This window comes from Enterovirga sp. CN4-39 (assembly GCF_049446235.1).
In the GTDB taxonomy this organism is placed as follows: domain Bacteria; phylum Pseudomonadota; class Alphaproteobacteria; order Rhizobiales; family Beijerinckiaceae; genus Enterovirga.
Map to the genome: position 1 here is coordinate 61,837 of NZ_JBMSEF010000016.1, position 21,095 is coordinate 82,931.

The 21,095-nt window shown below is 65.3% G+C and carries 18 protein-coding genes, 1 tRNA gene and 2 pseudogenes; 17 read left to right on the forward strand and 4 right to left on the reverse strand.

From position 1 onward, the window contains the following. Window positions 1-292 precede the first annotated feature (292 nt). The 9 genes and pseudogenes from ACO2SS_RS21850 to ACO2SS_RS21890 form a co-directional block, all read left to right on the forward strand. A pseudogene (locus ACO2SS_RS21850) lies at window positions 293-3,016 on the forward strand (PAS domain-containing sensor histidine kinase); the annotation flags it as partial. Window positions 3,017-3,018: 2 nt separating this feature from the next. After that, window positions 3,019-3,648: a response regulator transcription factor gene (locus ACO2SS_RS21855; protein ID WP_423279942.1), complete on the forward strand. Its 630-nt coding sequence runs from the start codon at window positions 3,019-3,021 to the stop codon at window positions 3,646-3,648. An 11-nt stretch (window positions 3,649-3,659) separates the two neighbouring features. Next, window positions 3,660-4,043, forward strand: coding sequence for a response regulator transcription factor (locus tag ACO2SS_RS21860; protein ID WP_423279943.1), 384 nt, complete (start codon window positions 3,660-3,662; stop codon window positions 4,041-4,043). Further along, on the forward strand, window positions 4,040-4,723 hold the full coding sequence (locus ACO2SS_RS21865; protein WP_423279944.1) for a response regulator transcription factor: 684 nt from the start codon (window positions 4,040-4,042) through the stop codon (window positions 4,721-4,723). The genes ACO2SS_RS21860 and ACO2SS_RS21865 overlap by 4 nt, the downstream gene beginning before the upstream one ends. 153 nt (window positions 4,724-4,876) lie before the next feature. After that, entirely contained in the window at window positions 4,877-6,085 is a 1,209-nt protein-coding gene (locus ACO2SS_RS21870) for an NAD(P)/FAD-dependent oxidoreductase (protein WP_423279945.1), read from the forward strand. 35 nt (window positions 6,086-6,120) lie between these two features. Then, window positions 6,121-6,870 (forward strand): SDR family NAD(P)-dependent oxidoreductase, encoded by a 750-nt coding sequence (locus ACO2SS_RS21875; protein WP_423279946.1) that lies wholly within the window; start codon window positions 6,121-6,123, stop codon window positions 6,868-6,870. Between the two features lie 142 nt (window positions 6,871-7,012). Continuing rightward, window positions 7,013-8,047 carry an IS110 family transposase gene (locus tag ACO2SS_RS21880; RefSeq protein ID WP_423279947.1) on the forward strand — a complete coding sequence of 345 codons (1,035 nt, stop codon included), beginning with the start codon at window positions 7,013-7,015 and terminating at the stop codon, window positions 8,045-8,047. Between the two features lie 701 nt (window positions 8,048-8,748). Continuing rightward, complete coding sequence (locus ACO2SS_RS21885) at window positions 8,749-10,047, forward strand: SIR2 family protein (protein WP_423279948.1); 1,299 nt, start codon at window positions 8,749-8,751, stop codon at window positions 10,045-10,047. Then, complete coding sequence (locus ACO2SS_RS21890; RefSeq protein WP_423279949.1) at window positions 10,044-12,140, forward strand: ATP-binding protein; 2,097 nt, start codon at window positions 10,044-10,046, stop codon at window positions 12,138-12,140. Before ACO2SS_RS21885 ends, ACO2SS_RS21890 begins: the two co-directional genes overlap by 4 nt. A gap of 394 nt (window positions 12,141-12,534) precedes the next feature. Here ACO2SS_RS21890 and ACO2SS_RS21895 read toward each other — a convergent pair whose 3' ends face one another. Next, a complete protein-coding gene (locus ACO2SS_RS21895; protein ID WP_423279950.1) occupies window positions 12,535-13,005 on the reverse strand; it encodes a MucR family transcriptional regulator in 471 nt (156 codons plus the stop codon). 201 nt (window positions 13,006-13,206) lie between these two features. Here ACO2SS_RS21895 and ACO2SS_RS21900 point away from each other — a divergent pair. The 5 genes and pseudogenes from ACO2SS_RS21900 to ACO2SS_RS21920 all read left to right on the forward strand — a co-directional run bounded on the left by ACO2SS_RS21900 (window position 13,207) and on the right by ACO2SS_RS21920 (window position 17,577). Beyond that, window positions 13,207-14,378, forward strand: a pseudogene (locus ACO2SS_RS21900) (IS110 family transposase). A gap of 342 nt (window positions 14,379-14,720) precedes the next feature. After that, window positions 14,721-14,957, forward strand: a complete 237-nt coding sequence (locus tag ACO2SS_RS21905; RefSeq protein WP_423279951.1) for a hypothetical protein — start codon at window positions 14,721-14,723, stop codon at window positions 14,955-14,957. Window positions 14,958-15,052: 95 nt separating this feature from the next. After that, the gene (locus ACO2SS_RS21910) at window positions 15,053-15,559 is read left to right on the forward strand and encodes a DUF3489 domain-containing protein (protein ID WP_423279952.1); all 507 of its coding nucleotides are present in this window, start codon (window positions 15,053-15,055) and stop codon (window positions 15,557-15,559) included. 12 nt (window positions 15,560-15,571) lie between these two features. Next, window positions 15,572-16,045 carry a DUF2924 domain-containing protein gene (locus ACO2SS_RS21915; protein WP_423279953.1) on the forward strand — a complete coding sequence of 158 codons (474 nt, stop codon included), beginning with the start codon at window positions 15,572-15,574 and terminating at the stop codon, window positions 16,043-16,045. Next, the gene (locus ACO2SS_RS21920; RefSeq protein WP_423279954.1) at window positions 16,042-17,577 is read left to right on the forward strand and encodes a recombinase family protein; all 1,536 of its coding nucleotides are present in this window, start codon (window positions 16,042-16,044) and stop codon (window positions 17,575-17,577) included. Before ACO2SS_RS21915 ends, ACO2SS_RS21920 begins: the two co-directional genes overlap by 4 nt. Here the strand turns inward: ACO2SS_RS21920 and ACO2SS_RS21925 are convergent, their stop codons facing one another. Together ACO2SS_RS21925 and ACO2SS_RS21930 are read right to left on the reverse strand one after the other, a co-directional pair. Then, window positions 17,578-18,315: a CDP-diacylglycerol diphosphatase gene (locus tag ACO2SS_RS21925; RefSeq protein WP_423279955.1), complete on the reverse strand. Its 738-nt coding sequence runs from the start codon at window positions 18,313-18,315 to the stop codon at window positions 17,578-17,580. A gap of 173 nt (window positions 18,316-18,488) precedes the next feature. Beyond that, window positions 18,489-18,564, reverse strand: a tRNA-Ala gene (locus ACO2SS_RS21930). A gap of 288 nt (window positions 18,565-18,852) precedes the next feature. Between ACO2SS_RS21930 and ACO2SS_RS21935 the strand changes: the two genes are divergently transcribed. From ACO2SS_RS21935 to folD, 3 genes are read left to right on the forward strand one after another with little or no spacing between them, the layout of a single operon-like run. Further along, complete coding sequence (locus ACO2SS_RS21935; RefSeq protein ID WP_423279956.1) at window positions 18,853-19,143, forward strand: YggT family protein; 291 nt, start codon at window positions 18,853-18,855, stop codon at window positions 19,141-19,143. Beyond that, window positions 19,143-19,469 carry a DUF167 family protein gene (locus tag ACO2SS_RS21940; protein WP_423279957.1) on the forward strand — a complete coding sequence of 109 codons (327 nt, stop codon included), beginning with the start codon at window positions 19,143-19,145 and terminating at the stop codon, window positions 19,467-19,469. Before ACO2SS_RS21935 ends, ACO2SS_RS21940 begins: the two co-directional genes overlap by 1 nt. Continuing rightward, window positions 19,470-20,357: a bifunctional methylenetetrahydrofolate dehydrogenase/methenyltetrahydrofolate cyclohydrolase FolD gene (gene folD / locus ACO2SS_RS21945; protein WP_423279958.1), complete on the forward strand. Its 888-nt coding sequence runs from the start codon at window positions 19,470-19,472 to the stop codon at window positions 20,355-20,357. Here the strand turns inward: folD and ACO2SS_RS21950 are convergent. Then, window positions 20,354-21,058 carry a carbonic anhydrase gene (locus tag ACO2SS_RS21950; protein ID WP_423279959.1) on the reverse strand — a complete coding sequence of 235 codons (705 nt, stop codon included), beginning with the start codon at window positions 21,056-21,058 and terminating at the stop codon, window positions 20,354-20,356. The two genes, folD and ACO2SS_RS21950, sit on opposite strands and share 4 nt — an antisense overlap. Window positions 21,059-21,095 lie beyond the last annotated feature (37 nt).

Sequence of the window (21,095 nt, forward strand, 5' to 3'; positions counted from 1 at the left end):
CTTGGCAATGACGACCTCCGCCGTGACGGGATCGCTTCTCGGCCTCACCGTTCCGGTCGCGGCGGCCTTCGTCTACGCGCCTCCGAAGGCGCAGACGCCCCTGCTCGCGATGCTGGCTCTCGCCTTCGCGGCTTCGGCCCTCCTGGGCCAAGTTCTCCCGGCGAACAGCCGCGAGACCTTGCTGTCCTGGTCGGCTTTCCTTGCTACGGCGGCCTGCCTCGGCGCGCTGGTGGCGAGCGCGTCCGGGTGGCGAAATCCGGAGGCCGTGGAGGCGCTGCGCATCATCGAGAGCATGCCGGCCTTAACCTGGTCGGCAACCGCCGATGGCCGGAGGACTTTCGTCAGCGCGAACCTGCTCGGCTTCATCGGTCGGCCCAACCCGGGCGCGGGGCTCTTCCATGAGCTCACCAACACCGAATGGCGGGCTGTCTTTCATCCCGACGATTATGGCGAGGTGCTCAGCCGGCGCCGAGCGGCCCTGGATGCGGGCGATCCGTACGACGCGAACTTTCGGCTTCGCCGGTTCGACGGCGTCTATCGCTGGTTTCGCTGCTTCGGGACGGCCCGCTACGATGAGCAGGGGCGGGTTGTCGGCTGGTACGGAACGATGGTCGACATCGACGAGCAGGTGCATGCCGAGGAGGCCCTGCGGCAGAGCGAGCGGCGCTATCGCGACCTGTTTCACTACATGCCGATCGGCCTCGCTCAGGTCGATGCCAGCAAGCTCATCCCCCTCTTCACCGAACTGCGCGCGAAGGGTGTCCAGGAACTCGGGCCGTATATCGACGAGTACCCAGACGTCCTTCGCCAGGCGGTCGAAGCGCTCGAACTGGAAGAGGCCAACCAGCATCTCCTCGCCATGTTCGGAGCGCGCGACGCCACGGAAATGCGCGGGCCGGTCACCCGCTATTGGGAGCCGAGCCTTCCGACTATCCGCCGCTCAATCGAGGCGCGCTATCGCGGCGAGGAGGTCTTCCAGGAGGAGACCAAGGTCGCCCGAATCGATGGCCGCGTCTTCGATGTCCTGTTCACGACGGCCCGTCCCGGCGCAGTCGCCAACAAGAGTCTGGTCGGCTTCATCGACATCACGGAGCGCATGAAGGCCGAGAAGGTCCTGCGGGAGAGCGAGCGGCAGCTGCGGCAGCTCACGGAGACCGTTCCGGCGCTGATCTGGTCTACCACGGCCGACGGCACGCCCAACTACGTCAACAAGCGGCTGACCGATGCAGTCGGGCTCTGTCCCGAGGACTTGCTCACGGAAGGAGGCTCTCGGTCCCTTGCCGACATCCATCCTGACGACAGGCGCGAGGTGGAACGGGCTCTCGTTCGCTCGTTCGAAACGGGCGCCCCTTTCGCCATGACCTACCGCCAGCGGCGGGCAGACGGAACCTACAGGTGGACGGACGGCCGCGCGGAGGCTCTGCGGGATGAGTCAGGACGCATCGCACAATGGTACGGCGTCTGCGTCGACATCCATGATCTCGTTGCCACGCAGGACGCGCTACGCGAGCGAGAGCGGGAGCTCTCCCATCTCGTCGATATGGTTCCGAGTTACCTCTGGCGTCTTTCGTCGGATGGCGAGCCGAACTTCTTCAACAAGCGGCTGATCGCATTCGTTGGGATGAGCGTCGGCGATGCCGACAAGCCGGATCGCAGCCGGCTCAGCGCAGTTCTGGAGGCGATTGTACATCCTGACGAGGTCGAAGACCTCGCCCTCGCGCTGAGGCACAGCATCGCCACGGGCGATCCCTTTGCCATGAGATACCGCGTCCGCCGGGCCGATGGTGTCTATCGCTGGATGGACGGGCGCGCGGAGCCGATGCGCGACCCGGCCGGACGCATCCTGCAATGGTACGGGCTCTCCCACGACATCGACGACCAGCTCCGGATCGAGGAAGCCTTACGAGAACGCGAGCGCTCCCTTTCGCAGCTCGTCGAGACGCTGCCGGCGATGATCGACTGCGCCGCGCCGGACGGCGAGCCGGTCTACCGCAGCCGGCAACTTCGCCAATTCCTCGGTTACGATCTTGAGGAGCTGGACGGATCCAGGAAATCGCGGCTTGCCGGTACCCTTGATGCCGGCGTCCACCCCGACGACCTGCCGGGCGTCAAGGAGCTGTACGCGCATTCCCTGGCGACGGGCGAGCCCTACGCAAGAAGGCACCGCCTTCGACGATTCGACGGCGAGTATCGCTGGGTGGAGACGCGCGCAGCCCCGATGCGGAACGCCGCGGGCGAGATTGTCCAATGGAACGTCATCTGCCTCGACATCGAGAACGAGGTCCGCGCCCAGGAGGAACTGCGCCGCGCGCGGGAGGGGATGGCCCGGGCAAGCCAGGCTTCGAGCCTCGCCGAGCTTTCAGCCTCCATCGCGCACGAGGTGAATCAGCCGCTCGCCGCCATCGTAGCCAATTCAGAGGCCTGCTACCGGTGGCTCTCGGCCGATCCCCCGAACCTCGACCGCGCGAAGGTCACGGCCGAGCGCATCATCCGCGACGCCAATTCGGCTGCGGACGTGGTCAACCGGATCCGCGCCGTCTTCAGGCAGTCAATCGAGCTGCGGGCCGATACGGCGCTGTCGAGCGTCATCGAGGAAGCGGAACGGCTCATCACGGATGAAGCAGCGCGGCGACAGGTTCGCATCGCGGTCGCTATCGAGAAGGACCTGCCCCTGGCGGCTCTCGACCGCGTCCAGATCCAGCAGGTCCTGATCAACCTCATCCGCAACGGCATGGAGGCGATGGACGGCTCTACGGGCGAGAAGGTGCTGACGATCCGCGTGCGCCGAACCGAGAACCTCGTTCGAACGGAGATCGCCGATTGCGGTCCCGGCATAGCGGCACCGGAGCGGATCTTCGAGCCATTCTTCACCACCAAGACCTACGGCATGGGCATGGGGCTCGCGATCTGCCGTTCGATCGTGGAATCCCACAACGGCCGGCTCTGGGCGGAGACCGGCACCCCTCGCGGAGCGACCTTCATCTTCACGCTGCCCCTCGCTCCCGAGGAGGCGTGACGATGAGTGGTGGCTCGATTGTCTTTATCGTGGACGACGACGGCGCGATCCGTGAGGCGCTCCAGGAGCTCCTCGCCTCACACGGCATGGATGCGGTCGCCTTCGCGTCGGCCGGCGAATACGTGCGGGCGGACAAACCCAACCTTCCCGCCTGCCTCATCCTCGATGTCGCCTTGCCGGACATCAGCGGCCTCGACCTGCAAAGGCAGATGAAGGGGGGCGAGCATCCTCCCATCGTCTTTCTGACGGGCAAGGGCGACATTCCCTCCTCCGTGCAGGCAATCAAGCACGGCGCGGTCGACTTCCTGATCAAGCCGGTGGCGGGATCGGACCTGATGGCGGCGGTTCAGGCAGGGATCGCCCAGGACCAGGCCGACCGCGCCGGGCGGGCCGACCGCGAACTTCTGAGAGATCGATACCTCACCCTGACGCCCCGCGAGCGCGAAGTGATGGCGCTCGTCATCAGCGGGCTTCTCAACAAGCAGGCGGCTGCGGAGCTCGGCATCAGCGAAGTGACGCTGGAGATCCATCGCCGGAACGTCATGAGAAAAATGGCGGCGGCGTCTCTCGCCGACCTCGTCCGCCTGGCAGAGCGGCTGGAGATACCGGTTACCCACTCGCGGCGGACCTGAGGAGTTTGGGCTTGAACACGCGCAGCTACGTCGTGGCGATCGTCGACGACGATCCACGCCTGCTCGAATCGGTCGGCAACCTGCTCGAATCCGCCGGGTACGAGCCCGTGAGCTTCACCTCTGCGGCTACCTTCCTGAAGGCCGGGCTGGCGGGAATCGACGCGCTGATCACCGATATCGGCATGCCCGGCCTCGACGGGTTCCAGCTGCGCGACCTCGTGAGCCGGGAGCGTCCCGACATGCCGGTCTTCCTCATCACCGGTCGACACGAGTTCGCCGAGCAGGGCCGGGCCCACGGGATCAGCGGCTTTTTCCGAAAACCCTTCGACGGCAAAGCGCTGCTCGCGGCTGTCGGAAGCGCTCTGAACCAGCAGGAAAGCGGAGAGAACCGATGAGAACCGCGCAGCCTCTCTTTCGCAACTCGGCCCACCCGACTGCGCGCCGCACGGCCGAGGCCGAGATGCCGGTCATCATCATCGTCGACGACGACGAGGCCGTTCGCGAAGCGCTGGCGAACCTGCTCGAGTCGGCAGGCTTCGACACGCTGTGTTTCGCATCGACGCACGATCTCCTCGCCACCAAAGCGTTGGACAGGCCGGGCTGCCTCATCCTGGACGTTCGCATGCCCGGAACGAGCGGCCTCGATCTCCAGGCTCACCTGGCCGAGAGCGGCACGTCCAAGCCCATCATCTTCCTCACCGGGCATGGGGACATCCCGATGACCGTCCAGGCCATGAAGGCGGGCGCCGTGGACTTTCTGACCAAGCCCGCCCGAGACCAGGCCCTGCTCGACGCGGTCGCCGCTGCGATCAAGCTCGACGCCGCACGCCGGCGCCAGGCCCTGGTCGTGGAGCGAAACGTCGAGCGGTACGAGACGCTCACCCCCCGGGAACGCGAGGTCCTTGCCAACGTCGTCCGCGGCCGCGTCAACAAGCAGATCGCCTTCGACCTCGGCATCAGCGAGGTCACGGTCAAACTCCATCGCAGCAACGGAATGCGGAAGATGGAAGCCACCACGTTGGCAGCGCTCCTTAGATCATGGGAGACATTGCCGATTACAGCGAACATGGCCTGACGTTTCGCTGGAATGGACTATCCTGCCGGATAGTTCTTCCAGAAACATCGAGCAAATACCTTCCCCATCGTAGGAGCGAGGCGGGCCTGCTGGCTCCCCGTTCACGCAACCCGGACGCGGTCCGGGCGGCTTCGAGAAGGATGGAGCTCGACCATGAAACAGAGGCTTGTGATCGTCGGCGCCGGCTTCGCCGGCATGTATGCGGCGCTCTCCGCGGCCCGGCTGCGTGAGCAGGAGAACGTTTCCGCCACCGAACTCGAGATCGTGCTCGTCTCGCAGAAGCCGGAGCTGGTCATTCGGCCGCGGCTTTACGAACCCGATCCCGGCCGCATGACGGCCCCGCTCGGCGACGTCCTCGGCGCGATCGAGGTCACGTTCGTCCAGGGCGAGGTCGAAGAGGTCGACACCGTCGCGCGGTCCATCGGGATCCTCGAGGCCGCCGGCACACGCCGGTCGCTGACCTATGACCGGCTGGTGATCACGACCGGCAGCCGGCTGTTCCGCCCGCCCATTCCCGGGCTCGAGGAGCACGGCTTCAGCGTCGACCAGCTGGAGGACGCGATCGAGCTCGACCGGCACCTGGACGGCCTCGGCGCGCGGCCCGCCTCGCTTGGCCGAGACACGGTCGTGGTCGCGGGCGGCGGCTTCACGGGCATCGAGGTGGCCACGGAGATGCCCGCCCGCTTGCGCCGAATCCTGGGGAACGGGTCCGGACGGGTCGTGCTGGTCGAGCGCAATCCGGCCGTCGTGCCGGATATGGGGCCGACGCCGCGTCCGATCGTGCAGGACGCGCTTCGCACGCTCGGCATCGAGACCCGCCTCGGGGTCGGCGTGACCGCCTTGGACAAAGGCGGCGTGACGCTCTCGGACGGCGGGCGCATCGAGAGCGAGACCGTGATCTGGGCCGCCGGTATCCGGGCAGCGCCGCTGACGGGCAAGCTCCCAGCGGAGCGCGACAATTTCGGGCGCCTTCTGGTCGATCGGGACTTGCGGGTGCCAGGTCTGAAAGACGTCTTCGCGGCCGGGGATGCGGCGCAGGCGGCCTGCGACAATGCCGGGAACCACGCGCTGATGTCGTGCCAGCATGCGACCCGGCTCGGCGCCTTCGCGGGGAACAACGCCGCTGCCGATCTGCTCCGCCTCCCGCTCCGTCCCTACCACCAGGAAGCGTACGTCACCTGCCTCGATCTCGGCGGTGCGGGAGCCGTCCTGACGCGCGGCTGGGACCGGCGGGTCGAGTTGGTCGGCGCGGAGGCGAAAGCCTACAAGGCCGAGATCAACACGGTCTGGATTTACCCGCCGCGCCCTGAAAGGGCCACCGCCCTCGCCTCTGCCGATCCCGAACAGGTGACACGGCTCTAGGCCCAAGGCTTCGGATAGCGGCGAGGATCAGATCCATGAAAGTGCTTGAGAACAAGACCGCCATCGTCACCGGCGGCGGCGCGGGGATTGGCCTCGCGATCGCGCGCCTCTTCGCTCAATGCGGCGCCCGGGTGCTCGTGACGGGCCGCCGCCAGGAGGCCATCGAAGCCGCCGCCGCGGCCCATCCGGCGATCACGGGCTTTGCGGCCGATGCCGGCGATCCCCAGGCAGCGGAGGCGACGGTGGCGCGTGCCGTCGAACTCTCCGGGCGGCTCGACATCCTGGTCAACAATGCAGGGGCGGGCCGGCCGGAGGCTCTCGCCGACATCACGCCGGACAGTCTTGAGACCGCGTTCCGGACGAATGTCTTTGGCCCCACGCTGCTCGCCAGGGCTGCCGTGCCGCACCTTCAGGCAACCAGAGGCTCGATCCTCAACCTGTCGAGCACGCTTGCCCGCAGGCCGGTCGCCGGCTTCTCGGCCTACGCTGCCAGCAAGGCCGCGCTCGAACATCTGACGCGGGTCTGGGCCCTCGAACTCGCTCCCTTCGGGATCAGGGTCAATGCGATCGCCTCCGGACCGGTGGAGAGCGACTTCCTTCGTGATCGCATGGGCTTCTCGGATGAGGAGATCGCGGCCATCAAGGCGAAGGAGATCGAGATGATCCCGCTTGGCCGCCGCGGTGTGCCGGACGACATCGCACGTTGGGCGCTCGCGCTCATCCACCCTGAGAGGACGTGGGTGACCGGGCAGGTGCTCGGGATCGACGGCGGCTTCAGTCTCTGACGCCCACCATCTCTGCAGTCCAGAAAGGAGGCGAACCCTTCAGCGTCTGGCATTCCTAAGCAGATGGAGTGGATGGCTCCCGCTCCCGGCGTCGCAGCGCCAAGGTGGTGCCGTCACGCAGCACGAGCTTGGAGCCGCCACGATGGAGATCACGACAGTCGGCCTCGACCTGGCCAAGAACGTCTTTCAGGTCCATGCGATCAGCAGCACAGGCGAGGTGGTCGTCCGGCGGTCTCTGAGGCGGGCTCAGGTGACCCCGTTCTTCGCCAAGCTCTCGCCTTGTCTGATCGGCATGGAGGCGTGCGGCACGAGCCATCACTGGGCGCGTGAGCTGGTCGGTCTCGGCCATGAGGTTCGGTTGATGCCGCCGGCCTACGTCAAGCCATACGTGAAGCGGGGCAAGACCGACGCCGGGGACGCGGAGGCGATCTGCGAGGCGGTGACCCGCCCGACAATGCGCTTCGTTCCGATCAAATCGGTCGAGCAGCAGGCCGCGCTGGCGCTGCATCGGACCCGTGACCTCCTCGTTCGGCAGCGCACCCAACTCGTCAACATGATCCGTGGGCTCCTAGCCGAGCTCGGCATCGATATCCCGAAGGGCATCACGCACGCCCTGGCGTTCGTCCGGCGAGCGGTGACCGACAAAGCGCCTGAGGTCCCGGATCTCGCCGCGAAGGTGATCGGCGCCCTGGCCGAACAGGCGATCGAGGTCCAGGGTCGTATCCAGCGGCTCGAGCGAGACCTACTGGCTTGGTATCGGTCGAACGATCTCGCACGACGCATCGCGACGGTGCCCGGCGTGGGCTTGCTCGGGGCGACCGCCATGGCGGCCAGCGTCACCGACCCCACCCAGTTCCGCTCCGGCCGTCAGTTCGCGGCCTGGCTCGGGCTCACACCTCTGAACAACTCCAGCGGCGGCAAGGAACGCCTCGGTCGCATCTCCAAGATGGGCGATCAGTACCTGCGGCGGCTTCTGGTCACCGGTATGACCTCGCTCGTCAGGCGCAACAAGCATCATCCCAGCGCGGCAGATCCTCGGATCAATGCCCTGCTCGCCCGCAAGCCGCTCCGGCTCGCGACGGTCGCCATGGCGAACCGAGCGGCCCGGGCGATCTGGGCCATCATGGTCCGAGGCGAGGTCTACCGGAGGCCAGCACTCGGCTCGGCAGCAACCTGAGGACGATCTCTCCGACCGGCGCGGTATCCGCGCGAAGGAGGTTGCGAGGACCATGTGAGATGATGGCGAACCGGTCAGACCGGGGACGAGGACAACCCGCCGTAAGGTCCAGGGCGTCACAGCCCGGTAAGCAGAATGGGACCTCGTCCGCGGAAACCATCAGGGCCAGCGGTCCATGACCGCGCGAACAGGCCGGACACAAGACTGCACCCGACCAGAGCGCCAGACGTCACAAAACCCCTTGCAACGCGGGAGCCATCCACACAGGACCTGCTGCTTTCTGCCAAGATGCGCCAACACTCGACATCAGGGCGCCGCCTGTTAGCGGACCTTAGATGTCGGGGGCCATGTAGCCGCCGTTGTGGCCAAGGCCGTTGCACCCAATAGGTCATGGCAAGGACGCGACGTGATCGCCTGAGCCGGGCGTCAAGCCGATTCGGTCGAGGGACAGGCTTGCGCTCGCCGCCCCATAGGGGCTTCGCGACCACGAGAGTTGGCCGCGACCGTCAAGGCTTGGGCCACCTCAGTGCGCGTCAGCCCTGTCATTCCCGGTTGGATCGTCAGCTCTCGATGCGGATACGACAGACTCGCTCGAATGACGGCGTGACATCAGGCAAGAGTTACTTCAGACCAATTGGTGCACGTCCTAGACGCTCATAGAAGCGGCGCCGACGTGCGCACACGCAAGTTAAGGGGGTGGTATGGCTCATAGCTATCGCGTAGGCGTCTCCAGCGAGAGCTTCGAGGTGGTGCCAAGCAAAGCGGATGAGCTGGGTGACTTCATTGCGCTCCACCGCCGGAAGATTGAGCCTTGGCTTTCGGCGGTGTTTCAGGCCGAACATCTCAACCTCCTGCTCGGCAGCGGTTTCACCAGCGCAGTTGCACACATAGCAGGGGTTCAGGCTACGGGCATGCAGCTTGCTTCCGGAAGATCTCCCCACGCGGCGGCAATCTTAAAGCATGCAACAGACAGCGCTAAAAAGATGGGTCGAGGCGCGGCGAACATTGAGGATCAGCTACGCAGCTCCATTTCGGTCTTAGAAGGTCTCAATATCATAGACAAAACGTCAGCCGAGATGATAAGAGCTGACATAAACGAAGCAATTGGCACCTTTTTACTCTCATTACTGAAAACGGAACGCGACATCAATGCTGCAAAGAGTACGTTAGCCTCAGCATCAATACAATCTTTTCTGCTTAGTTTCGCAAGCCGCGCGGCTTCCCGCGAGCGGCTGCACGTTTTTACGACGAACTATGATCGGTTGATTGAGCTGGGTTGCGACCAAGCCGGCCTCCGGATCATAGATCGCTTTGTCGGCACCCTGCGTCCCCTTTTCCGGAACACCAGGATCGAACTCGACTATCACTATAATCCGCCGGGCATCCGGGGCGAGCCTCGCTTCATGGAGGGCGTTGTGAGGTTGACAAAACTTCACGGAAGCCTCGACTGGCGTTTCGATCCGACGGAGCGCAGCATCTACCGTGCGGAAACACCTTTTGGTGCCGATGACGGTCATCCAAGCCTACCAAACTCGCCGCTCGACACGGTCATGATCTATCCTAATCCGGCGAAGGATGTGGAGACCACCCAATACCCTTATGCCGAGCTGTTCCGTGATTTCGCGTCAGCCACATGCAGGCCGAATTCGGTTGTAGTGACTTATGGCTATGGATTTGGGGATGATCATATAAATCGAGTTCTACTTGACATGCTATCCGTCCCGTCAGCTCATCTGGTGATACTGGCGTTCGATCTCGATGATCGTGTCAAAAGGTTTCTTGATCAGACCCGCCCAGCCCAGGTCAGTTTCCTCGCGGGCCGACACTTCGCCGCGCTCCATCATCTCGTAAACGATTATCTCCCAAAGCCGGCGCTCGACTACATCACAGGCCGGATGTCTGAGCTGTTGAAGAACCGTTCTTTCGCAGAGGGGCCTCAGACATCGTCGACAGCTTCCAGTCAGGTATCTTCGGTGGCTGATGTGGGAGAATGGGGATGAGTTCGCCGATCGAAAGGCTCTCCGAACTCGTCATCGGGACCGTTGAGTCGATCTCATCGGAAGAGATCCGAGTCCTGCTTGATCTCGATGCCCCACAGGCGACTGCGCTCAACACTGGCACGCCGATGAGCTTTCCTCGGATCAATAGCTATGTGCTGATCCCAAATGAGGCTGGCGCCACAGTCGCTTACGTGACTTGGATCGGGATTGAGCGCTCGCCATACCCAAAACGCTCGGGGTTCAGAGATTTCGGGCTTATCGATCTGCCGTTCCCGCTACGGAAGATGTCACTCACACCTATCGGTACGCTCACCTTACGCCGGGAGCGGCGTGGAGGAAGCAGCACTTACGAATTATCTCGGGGTGTGGTGGCCTTTCCCTCAGTAGGAGATCAGATTCTTATCCCCACGCCTGAGCAGATCGCAGCGATCGTAGGAGCAAAGGACCAAGATAGACGTGTTCGGATAGGTTCGTCGCCTCTAGCTGCGGGCACGGCCATCATGGTGGACCCTGACAAGATATTCGGTCGGCACGTCGCTGTGCTTGGGAACACGGGCAGCGGAAAATCCTGTTCAGTCGCTGGTCTTATCCGATGGTCGTTGGATGCAGCGCAAGCTGCGGCGAGAGGTGCAATAGCGGGACCGAATGCTCGCTTCATCGTGCTTGATCCGAATGGCGAATACGCGAAGGCATTCGCAGACAAGCCTGACAACGTCCGCCTCTTCCGCGTGCCGCCAGTCGATAATGGAAAAGGAGAACGGCCACTTCGATTGCCAGCTTGGCTCTGGAATGGTCACGAATGGACAGCTGTGTCCTTCGCTCGACCCGGCGCACAGCGTCCACTGTTGCTGCAGGCGCTTCGCGAGCTAAAGAACGGTGCCTTGGAGGGAACGCCGCGGGCAGTGATTGTCCGGCGTTACCTCCACTCGTACAGATTAATGATTGACGCGATGCTGGCCGATGGCGCTACGACGTACGCTGGATCTGCAAGCAATCGGCGGCGATGCGGAGAGCTACTGGACAACATGGCGGCTGATTGCGCGAGCTTCGGAGAAACACTGGATGGTGACCAGCGCACGCTGGTGGAGGAGATCGGCGCAGCGATTTTGGAGGTAGCGGACTCTCGTCGGTCTGGAGACTGGTTCAATGCCTTTTCCGTCCAAGATATCGAGTCGGTTCGGAGTAGGCTTCAGCGCTTCGTTGATCAGGTTGAAGATGCGTTTTCGGCGGCGCAGCTGACTGAAGACGCGCCGATACCATTCAACGTCCATCTGCTACCAGAGCACCTGGAACGTATCGCTGCGACTGAGGGGGGTGCGCTCGCCGGGTTCGTTACTACGCTCGGTATACGTCTCCGCGGGATCATGGCGGACCCGCGGTTAGGCCAAGTAGTGGGCAGCGAGCCAGCTCTGACCTTTGACGCCTGGCTGGATGCAATCATCGGCACTGATGGTTCATCCAATGGCCAGGTTGCGATCATCGACCTCTCTCTCGTTCCGTCTGAGATCGTTCACGTCGTCGTTGCGGTTTTGGGGCGCCTCATCTTCGAAACGCTGCAGCGCTACCGGCGGATGCATCCCGACGGGAAGCCGCTTCCAACGACTCTCGTCCTAGAGGAAGCGCATAGCTTCGTTAGGCGGGGCTCAAATGAGGACGGGCCCGCGGAAAACCCGGCGCAGCTTTGCCGCGAAGCCTTCGAGAAGATCGCGAGAGAGGGGCGTAAGTTCGGATTGGGTCTGATGCTCTCCTCGCAGCGTCCATCTGAGCTGTCTCCGACGATGTTAGCGCAGTGCAATACCTTCCTCCTGCATCGAATCGTGAATGACCTCGATCAAGCCCTCGTTTCTCGACTGGTGCCAGATAACGTGGCGGGGTTATTAAAGGAGCTACCGAGCTTACCTTCGCGTCAGGCAGTACTACTCGGTTGGGCAACGCCTATACCGCTCCTTGTCGAGATGGACGAACTCCCGGAAGCGCATCGGCCGCAATCGTCGGATCCAGACTTCTGGGCCGTGTGGACGGGTACGAGTTCACGCGCGATCGACTGGAGGACGCTCGTGCATCGTTGGACGGGCGTCGGCGCGGGGGAGTGAGACCGCTCTGGAATAAGAGTTGTCGCGGTGGACCGTGTTCCGTTTTGCGATGGGGGTGGTCGTAGCGAGCTTCATAGGGGTGCTGCTATTCAGGACGACACGGGGCCAGCCTCCCGCAAGCCCCGAATCTCAGTAGGGCAGGTCTGCTGATTGAGCGGACTGCCAATCAGCCCGCCGCGGGGCGGACATTCTCAATTCGTGCCATGGGTCAGAGTTGCTTGCTCGACGACATCGAAACTGGCCCGCCCTATAGCGGACACTCCGAATGCCCGCTTAGGGTCAATCCTGCCCGTTGCGGAGGCGCGACTCTGGAGGAGCATTGCTGCCTTCGAACTCGTTCAGAGTAGCGGGAGCTAAGGTCCGGTGGCAGGCTACGTACCTAGCCACCGGATAATCACGCCGTCTCGGACGTGCCGGCCGGCTTTTTCCTGGTCCGGCTATTCCCGGTCGGAGGCGACTCTTCCTTCTTCCGGCCGAGACCAAGCGTCCTGGCGAGTTGTGATCGCCGCTCGGAATAGGCCGGCGCGGTCATCGGGTAGTCGGACGGCAGACCCCACTTGTGGCGGTACTCGGCCGGGGTCAGGCCTTTGCCCGCGAGGTGGCGCTTCAACGCCTTGTAGCGGCGACCGTCTTCCATGCTGATCAGGTAGTCCGGCGTGACCGACTTCTTGATCGAGACGGGCGGGGTCAGCTTCTCAGGTTCCGCTGCCTTCGGCTGGCCCAGATTGCTCAGGGCGGCATGAACCGTCGAGATCAGGTTTGGCAGATCGCTGATGTGAACCGGGTTGTTCGCGACATAGGACGCGACAAGTTCTGCCGTGAAAAACTGAAGATCGTTCGCCGATGTTTGGTCCTGGCCCTGCAAGTATGCCTCCTTGCTGACGAAGCAGCGTTACCTTGACCCAACATCTGTGGGTCAAGGAGGTTCACTGGTCGCCAACCACGCAGATTTTTCGAGAGGTCTGCACATTCGACTGGACTGTTGGGGCGAGCAGAGATTCCATGGGGGCCTGACCGGTTTTCGGCGATCCTTCACCTCGGACAACCCGAAGGCGGAGTTCGCATCATGCACACCAGTCGTCACGACGAACCGGTCTCGTCGACCAGCAATATCTTCGCTGCGATCGAGCTCAGCTCGACCTCATGGGTGATCGCGCTTCACATCCCGGGTCGGCCGAAGATCAGCTTCGCGCGCGTAGCGTCGGGTGATGCCGAGGCATTGCTCAACACCTTGCGAGGTGCCCAGGCTCGCGCCGCATGTGCGGGAGCGGATAAGCCGCAGGTTCATAGCTGCTACGAGGCCGGGTACGACGGCTTCTGGCTGCACCGCTTCCTCGTGGCGGAAGGCATTCACAACCAGGTGCTCGACTCGGCGAGCATCCAGGTCAGCCGGCGCCGCCGCAACGCCAAGACGGACCGCATCGACGCGGAGGCTCTGGTCCGGGTTCTCATGGCCCTGCAACGGGGGAGGCGAAGGTCTGCAGCGTTGTGCGGGTTCCCACGCCGGAGCAGGAGGATGCGAAGCGCCTTCACCGGTCCCGTGAGAACCTCGTTCGCGAACGCGTTCGGCACGTGAACCGCATCAAGGCTCTTCTCAAGCTGCAGGGGATCTTCGGGGTGGAACCCCTCCGAGACGGCTGGCTCGGCAGCCTGTCGGACCTGAAGACACGGGATGGCCGACTGTTTCCGGTGCACCTGATGAGGGAGATCAGGCGAGAGGCGAAGCTTCTCGAGGCGGTGAGGAAGATGCTGCGTGAGGTCGTTGCCGAGATCGACGCGCTGGTCGGCAGCGTCTCAGGAAGGGTTCGCAAGCCGAAGGGTTCGGCCGCCTCTCACGCCGTCGCCGAGAGCCTGATGCGGATCCGCGGCATCGGGCCGACCTTCGCGTCGGTCCTGGCGACGGAGGTCTTCTACCGCAAGTTCGGCAATCGGCGGGCCGTCGCAAGCTATGTCGGGCTGACCCCGACGCCGTACAGCAGCGGTGGGAGCAGCCGGGACCAGGGCATCAGCAAGGCCGGCAACGCCTGCGCCCGTCACTATGCGGTCGAGCTCGCCTGGCTCTGGCTGCGGAACCAGCCGACGAGCAGGCTCGCGGCCTGGTTCAACGAGCGCGTCGCGGCCTTGAAGGGCCGAACGCGGCGTGTCGCGATCGTGGCGCTCGCCCGCAAGCTGATGATCGCGCTGTGGCGCTTCGTCGAGACCGGCCTCGTACCGGACGGCGCGGCGCTGAAGGGATAGGCGACGTCCTCGACGTCGTCTCTGCAGGGGTGGACGTGACCGGACACACGCTTGGGCTTCGTATCGGCAACAGAGATTGGTCCGTCCCCCAGGCCTGCTTCTCGTGGCATGGACGAGAGATCATGGTCTCGACCGCACGGTCGACCGGATACAAGGTTATGCGACCGTGAGGTCGCGGTGGCTCGCAGGCTTGACCCCAAGGCAGGTGGCTCATTGAGGCTGAACGCGGAGGAGAAGTCGGAAAATAGAGCAGACGCAGACACTTAGGTCCGGATCGGCGCTTGACTGGTGCCCCCATACAAGCGTGTGTGGGTCCCGTCGAGGGTGACGGGAGACGAAGGTATGAGCGCTGCGGGCCTGAGCATTACGGGGTGTCTGACCGAGATCAGCGCCAGGCTGACCGAGGCGGCCGCGATCGCGAAGGGTGCGGTCGCATGTGCCGAGAGCGGGTCGGAGCGCGAGGCTGTCCGGATCGCGATGGATCTCGACGAGCTGCTTCATCAGGTCGGCACCCTGCACGGTGCCATGTGCCTGGTAGGCCGCATGGGCCGGGAGACCGACCGCACTGCTCCAACCTAGCCGCCTACCCGCTCATTGCCCCGCCCCGCCGGTCTCCTGGCCGATTGCGGGGCCGGGGTGGTGCCGGGGCTGGTCCCGGCAGGGAAGCCACCCAGATGACCACCATCACGCTCAGCAAGACCGAGACGACCATCCTCCTTGCGGCCGCCGAACGAGGCGGCGCGATCGAGATCCCGGAGGCGACCAAGCCGGCCACCCAGCAGCGGCTCATGGGCCGCTTCGAACGGGAGAAGCTCATCCGCGCCGAGGAGGACAGGCACGTGTTGACCCTCCTCGGCTACCGGGCCGTCGGGCTTCGCCCGCCGCGGCAGAAGCGGACCGAGGATGGCGCGCCGCGTAAAGCCAGCAAGCGGACGATGGTCTTGGAACTGCTGGGGCGGGCGGAGGGGGCGAGCATCGCTGAGCTGATGAGCGCAACCGGCTGGCTTCCGCATACGACCCGGGCCGCACTCTCGCGACTGCGCTCAGCCGGCAAGCCGCTGCTGAAGAGCTCGCGCGAAGATGACACCACGGCGTACCGGATCCTGGTCGAGGAGCCTGCCGCACCGAAGCGCCGATCGCGCGCCAAGCAGGCGGAAGGGGCAGAGGCGGCGCGGACCTAAGTGGGGTCCGCTATGTCCCGGAACTCGGAAGATCGGCTCGAGGCCGATCTCGCCCGGCTCGCTGCGATGGACCTTGCCGGCCTGCGGCGTCGCTGGCGCACTCTGTTCGGGCGCTCGGCCCCGGACGGCCTGCCACGTTCGCTCCTGCAGCGCGCAGTGGCCTACCGGGTGCAGGCGGACGTGCTCGGCGATCTCGACCGTGAGACGGTCCGGGCCCTGGAGCGGCTCGGGCGAGGGGAGGGCGATCTGCCCCCTCCCCAGCTGCGCGGCACCAAGCCCGGCACGCTGCTCGTGCGCGAGTGGGAGGGCTGTCTGCACCGGGTGATGGTGCTGGAGGAGGGCTTTGGCTGGAAGGGGCAGAGGTTCGAGAGTCTCTCCAAGGTGGCCCGCGCCATCACGGGCACGAACTGGAACGGCCCACGCTTCTTCGGGCTCAGACAGAAGGAGAACGCCAAGGGATCACGGGATCGGAGGACGGAATCGTGAACGCCCGCCCGACCCTCCGCTGCGCCATCTACACCCGGGTCTCGACCGAGCACGGGCTCGACCAGGACTTCAACTCGCTCGACAACCAGCGGGAGGCTGCCGAGGCCTATATCAAGAGCCAGGCCCACGAGGGCTGGCGGCTGATCCGCGACCGCTTCGACGACGGCGGGTTCTCGGGCGGGTCGCTGGACCGACCCGCCCTCCAGCAGCTCCTCGGCGACATCCAGGCCCGCCGCATCGATGTGGTGGTCGTCTACAAGGTCGACCGGCTGACCAGAAGCCTCGCCGACTTCGCAAAGCTCGTCGAGCTGTTCGATGGGCACGCCGTCTCGTTCGTCTCCGTCACCCAGGCCTTCAACACGACAACCAGCATGGGGCGGCTCACGCTGAACGTGCTGCTCTCGTTCGCGCAGTTCGAGCGGGAGGTCACGGGCGAGCGCATCCGGGACAAGATCGCAGCGTCCAAGAAGAAGGGTATCTGGATGGGCGGTGTGGTGCCGCTCGGGTACCGGGTCGAGACCCGCGCGCTCCACATCGTGGAGGAGCACGCCAAGCTGATCCGGACGATCTTCAGCCGCTACCGCGAGCTTGGGTCCGTGAGCGCGCTGAAGGACAGCCTCGACCGGGATGGCGTCGTTGTGCCCGAACGGAAGGATGGAGCGGGGAGGATCACAGGCGGCAAGACGTTCAGCCGCGGGCACCTCTACAAGGTCCTGGCGAATCCGACCTATGTCGGGCGGCTGACGCACAAGGGCCGGGTGCACGAGGGCCAGCATCCGGCGATCTTGGATCTTGCCACCTTCGAGGCCGTCCAGGCGCAGCTCGCAGGCAACACCCGCAACCATGCCCGCCAGCGGCTTGCCTCCGACCATCTCCTGGTCGGCAGGATCCGGGACGAGGGTGGGAACGCTATGACCCCCACCCATGCCAAGAAAGGGCCGAAGCGCTACCGCTACTACGTCTCGCAAGCCGTGCTCCAGGGCCGTGACCGTCCAACCATCACGCGGGTCCCGGCGCCGGAGATCGAGGCTGCCGTGATCGGGGCCCTGCGTTCCCTCATCCCCGCCTACAAGCAACCCGAGGGTGATGCGGATCTCATCGGGCAGCATTGCAAGAGCGTGACGGTCCAGCCGGAATGCCTGATCCTCACCCGGTCCGATGATCAAAGGATCGAGGTTGCCTGGACTCAAGCCCCGTCCCGCAGGCGACGGGAGATCATCCTGCCGCCCGGGGCCAACACTAAGCTCCGTCCGATGAAGGCGGAAGACCGCACCCGCATCCTGCGCGCGATTGCAAAAGCCCGGTCCTGGATGGGCGAGCTGACCTCGTCGGCGGTCGCCAGCACGGACGCGATCGCGAATCGCGAGAGCCTGACGGAGCGCTCGGTTCGGATGACGCTCTCGCTCGCCTTCCTCTCGCCTGCCATCGTCAAGGCGATCGTCGATGGCCGCCTGCCTCGTGGCATCGGCCTCAAGACCCTGATCGACCTGCCCGCATCCTGGGCCGAGCAGGAGCGGGGGCTCGGGTTGTGATCAGCCCTGCTTCAGAGTGCGTGCGCAGCCGTGGTCGAGAAGGCTCTCGATGCTGCGCCGGCTCGATCGCGTCGCGGCGAGGACGAGGAGGTCGCCAACCTCGATCAGCAGCGCCTTCGAGCGGGATGGATCGCCGCCGGCTCCCGGCATCGCGGCAAGCAGGGCAAACAGGTTCGTGGCCTCGAGTTCCGCTCGCGTGATGGTGCGAAGGAGATACGGTTCGCCCTCCAGCGTTGCGCGAAGGCGACCCCATCCTGCGTTCGGTGGTGGAGCGGAGGCGCGCAGCGTCGCGAGCACATTCGGCCGGAAGCACTCGGCGTGGATGTGGAGTTGGTCCTGGCTCCGAGTGTCCATCGAGTTGAGCGCAAGCCCGACGTCCCTCTCCCGGATGCGCCCGCCTGCGCTCTCGACCACGTAGCGCCGCGCCTCGAAGGCGGCCCGCCAATAGGCGCCCCCACCATCCCGCAGCAACTCAGGGCTTTCGATGCCGGGGATGTGGACGAGCGGGGTCAGGATAATGTGGGTCGAGCGATCCGGCGCCCGGACGATGGCGTAGCCGGGCCCGGCGCCCTGACCGGCATCGACCTTCAGGCAGGGGAACGGGTTGCCGAAGGTGTCCTGCGCCACGATGCAGGAGCGCACCACCAGCCAGAGCGCATCGCGGGGGAGGGGAAGCGCTGCCGCGCCGAAGGCGAGCAGGGCGAGGCCGAGCGACAGGGGGATGAAGGCGCGTCGCATCAGCATCTTTGGAAACGGTTTTGGAGGGCTCAGAGACTGGGCCCCAGATCGGACCCATGGAGACCGGAACTCAGGCCCGGAGACCGCCCGGCCCGGTAGGGATCTCGGCTAAGTCGCGGAAACCACGGCCGTATTTCTGGCCGCCAGGAAATGGGGAGTTTGGGGAGATACCCTGGTGGAGCTGAGGGGAATCGAACCCCTGACCTCTGCAGTGCGATTGCAGCGCTCTCCCATCTGAGCTACAGCCCCAGGGCGCCGGCCTTGTAGGGCGCGCTTCGCTGCGCGTCAACGGCGATCGCGGCCTCCGGGCGGCTTCTTCTCGTCGCAATCCGCTCTTTTTTGCCCCGTTGACCTCGTCTTGAGGTCGTCGTGACCTCGCGCGAGCTCGCGTTGACCTCTCCTTGACCTCGGGATGGTCTCGCGCACCTCGCCGCGCGGCGCGGCTGGCCCGATCACCGCATCCGCATCACTGGGTTGTCCCGGCCGGGTCGGCCGGATACATGGCCTGGACACTTCCGGCGGCGGTTCAGATCTCCCATGCGCGCGCTTCTCGACGTCATCATGCTGGCGTTCCAGCTCTATGTCTGGATCCTCATCGCCTCGGCCGTGATGAGCTGGCTGGTCGCGTTCGGGGTCGTGAACATGCGCAACGACGTCGTGCGCACCATCTGGAACTTCCTCTACCAGATCACCGAGCCGGTCCTGCGGCCGATCCGCCGCATCCTGCCCAATCTCGGCGGCATCGACATTTCGCCGATCATCCTCCTCCTGCTCATCTTCCTGATCCAGGGCTGGATCCGCGACTACGCCTATCCCGTCGCCTTCTGATGGGGGAGGTGCCCTGGCGTGCGACGCCGGGCTGCCTGTCGGTGGTCGTCCGGGTCACGCCGCGCGGGGGGCGCGACGCCATAGACGGGATCGACCGGCTCAGCGACGGACGGGCCGTGCTGAAGCTCCGGGTGAGGAGCGTCCCCGAGGACGGGGCGGCGAACGAGGCGGTGCGGAAACTCCTGGCGAAGGCGCTCTGCGTCCCGACATCGGCGGTACGGCTCGAGACGGGCGCGACCGCGCGCCTGAAGACGCTGGCCATTGCGGGTGATCCGGCGGTACTGGCGGGCGCGCTTGCGGCGGCCTGCGGAACGGAAAAGACCTGAATGAGCGCGACGATCATCGACGGGAACGCCCAGGGCGAGAAGCTGCGCGGCAAGGTCGCGGAGGCGGTCCGCGTCCTCGCGGGGCAGGGCGTCACGCCCGGGCTCGCGGTCGTCCTCGTCGGCGAGGATCCAGCGAGCCGCGTCTATGTGCGCAACAAGTCCGCCAAGACGGTCGAGGCCGGCATGCGGAGCTTCGACCACAAGCTGCCGGCGGATGCCTCCGAGGCCGAGGTCCTGGCCCTCGTCCGCCAGCTCAACGCCGACGAGGCGGTCGACGGCATCCTGGTCCAGCTGCCGCTGCCGGCGCATATCGATTCGGCGAAGGTCCTGCTCGCCATCGATCCGGCCAAGGACGTGGACGGCTTCCACCCGGTCAATGCCGGGCTCCTCGCGACAGGCCAGCAGGCGCTCGTGCCCTGCACGCCGCTCGGCTGCATCATCCTCGCCAAGAGCGTCCATCCCGATCTGTCCGGCATGAACGCCGTCGTGGTCGGCCGCTCGAACATCGTCGGCAAGCCGGTCGCCCAGCTGCTCCTGGCCGAGAGCTGCACGGTCACGATCGCCCATTCGAGGACGCGCGACCTGCCGGAGGTCTGCCGCAGGGCCGACCTCCTGGTCGCCGCGGTCGGCCGGCCGGAGATGATCCGCGGCGACTGGGTTAAGCCCGGCGCGACCGTGATCGACGTCGGCATCAATCGCGTCCCGAACCCCTCGGCCGGCGAGGGCAAGACGAGGCTCGTCGGCGACGTCGCCTTCGCGGAGGCGGCCGAGGTCGCCGGGGCCATCACGCCGGTCCCTGGCGGAGTGGGGCCGATGACGATCGCGTGCCTCCTCCGCAACACGGTCCAGGCGGCCTGCGCACGGCGCGGCCTGAAGGTGCCCCTCTAGGCGAGAAGTTCGACCTTTCCTGTTGCGAGCTCATAGACGCCGCCCACTACCTTCAGGCCTTCGCTCGTCGCAGCCTGGGAGAGAATGGGGTGCGAGCCGCGCACCCGGTCTGCGTTCACCCGCACGTTCTCGGCGATGGCGCGCGCGAGCAGATCGCCGCCTTCTGCTTTCCGCGCGACCTCGACCGCCGGCTTGATGGAGTTGATCAGGTCCGGCAGGTGGCCCGGCAATTCGGCATTGTCCTTGATCACCTTGATGGCCGCGTCGACCGCGCCGCAATTCGAATGGCCCAACACCATGACGAGGCGGGTGCCGAGGAAGCGCACGGCGTATTCCAGGCTCGCGAGCCCGTCATCCTGAACGAAATTGCCGGCGAGGCGCACGACGAAGAGGTCACCCTGGCCCTGGTCGAATGCCAGTTCAGGGATGACGCGCGAGTCTGCGCAGCTCAGGATCGCCGCGAAGGGCGCCTGCCCGGCCACGGAGGCGGCGCGGCGGGCCGAATAGTCGCGCACGTTCGGGGCATTGGCGACGTAGCGCGCATTGCCCTCCATGAGCCGCTTGAGACCCTCTTCGGCGGGCACGCCTGCCGCTTGTGCCCGGGCCGCAGCGACCCGCAAGGGGCCGGCGGCAGCGAGAATGGCGGCCGTCTTGAGGAGGGAGCGGCGCGAGAAGCCGAGATGATGCGCGCAGTTGCACATGAGAGGGTCTCCTCAGAAGAGCCGACACCGTAACGGG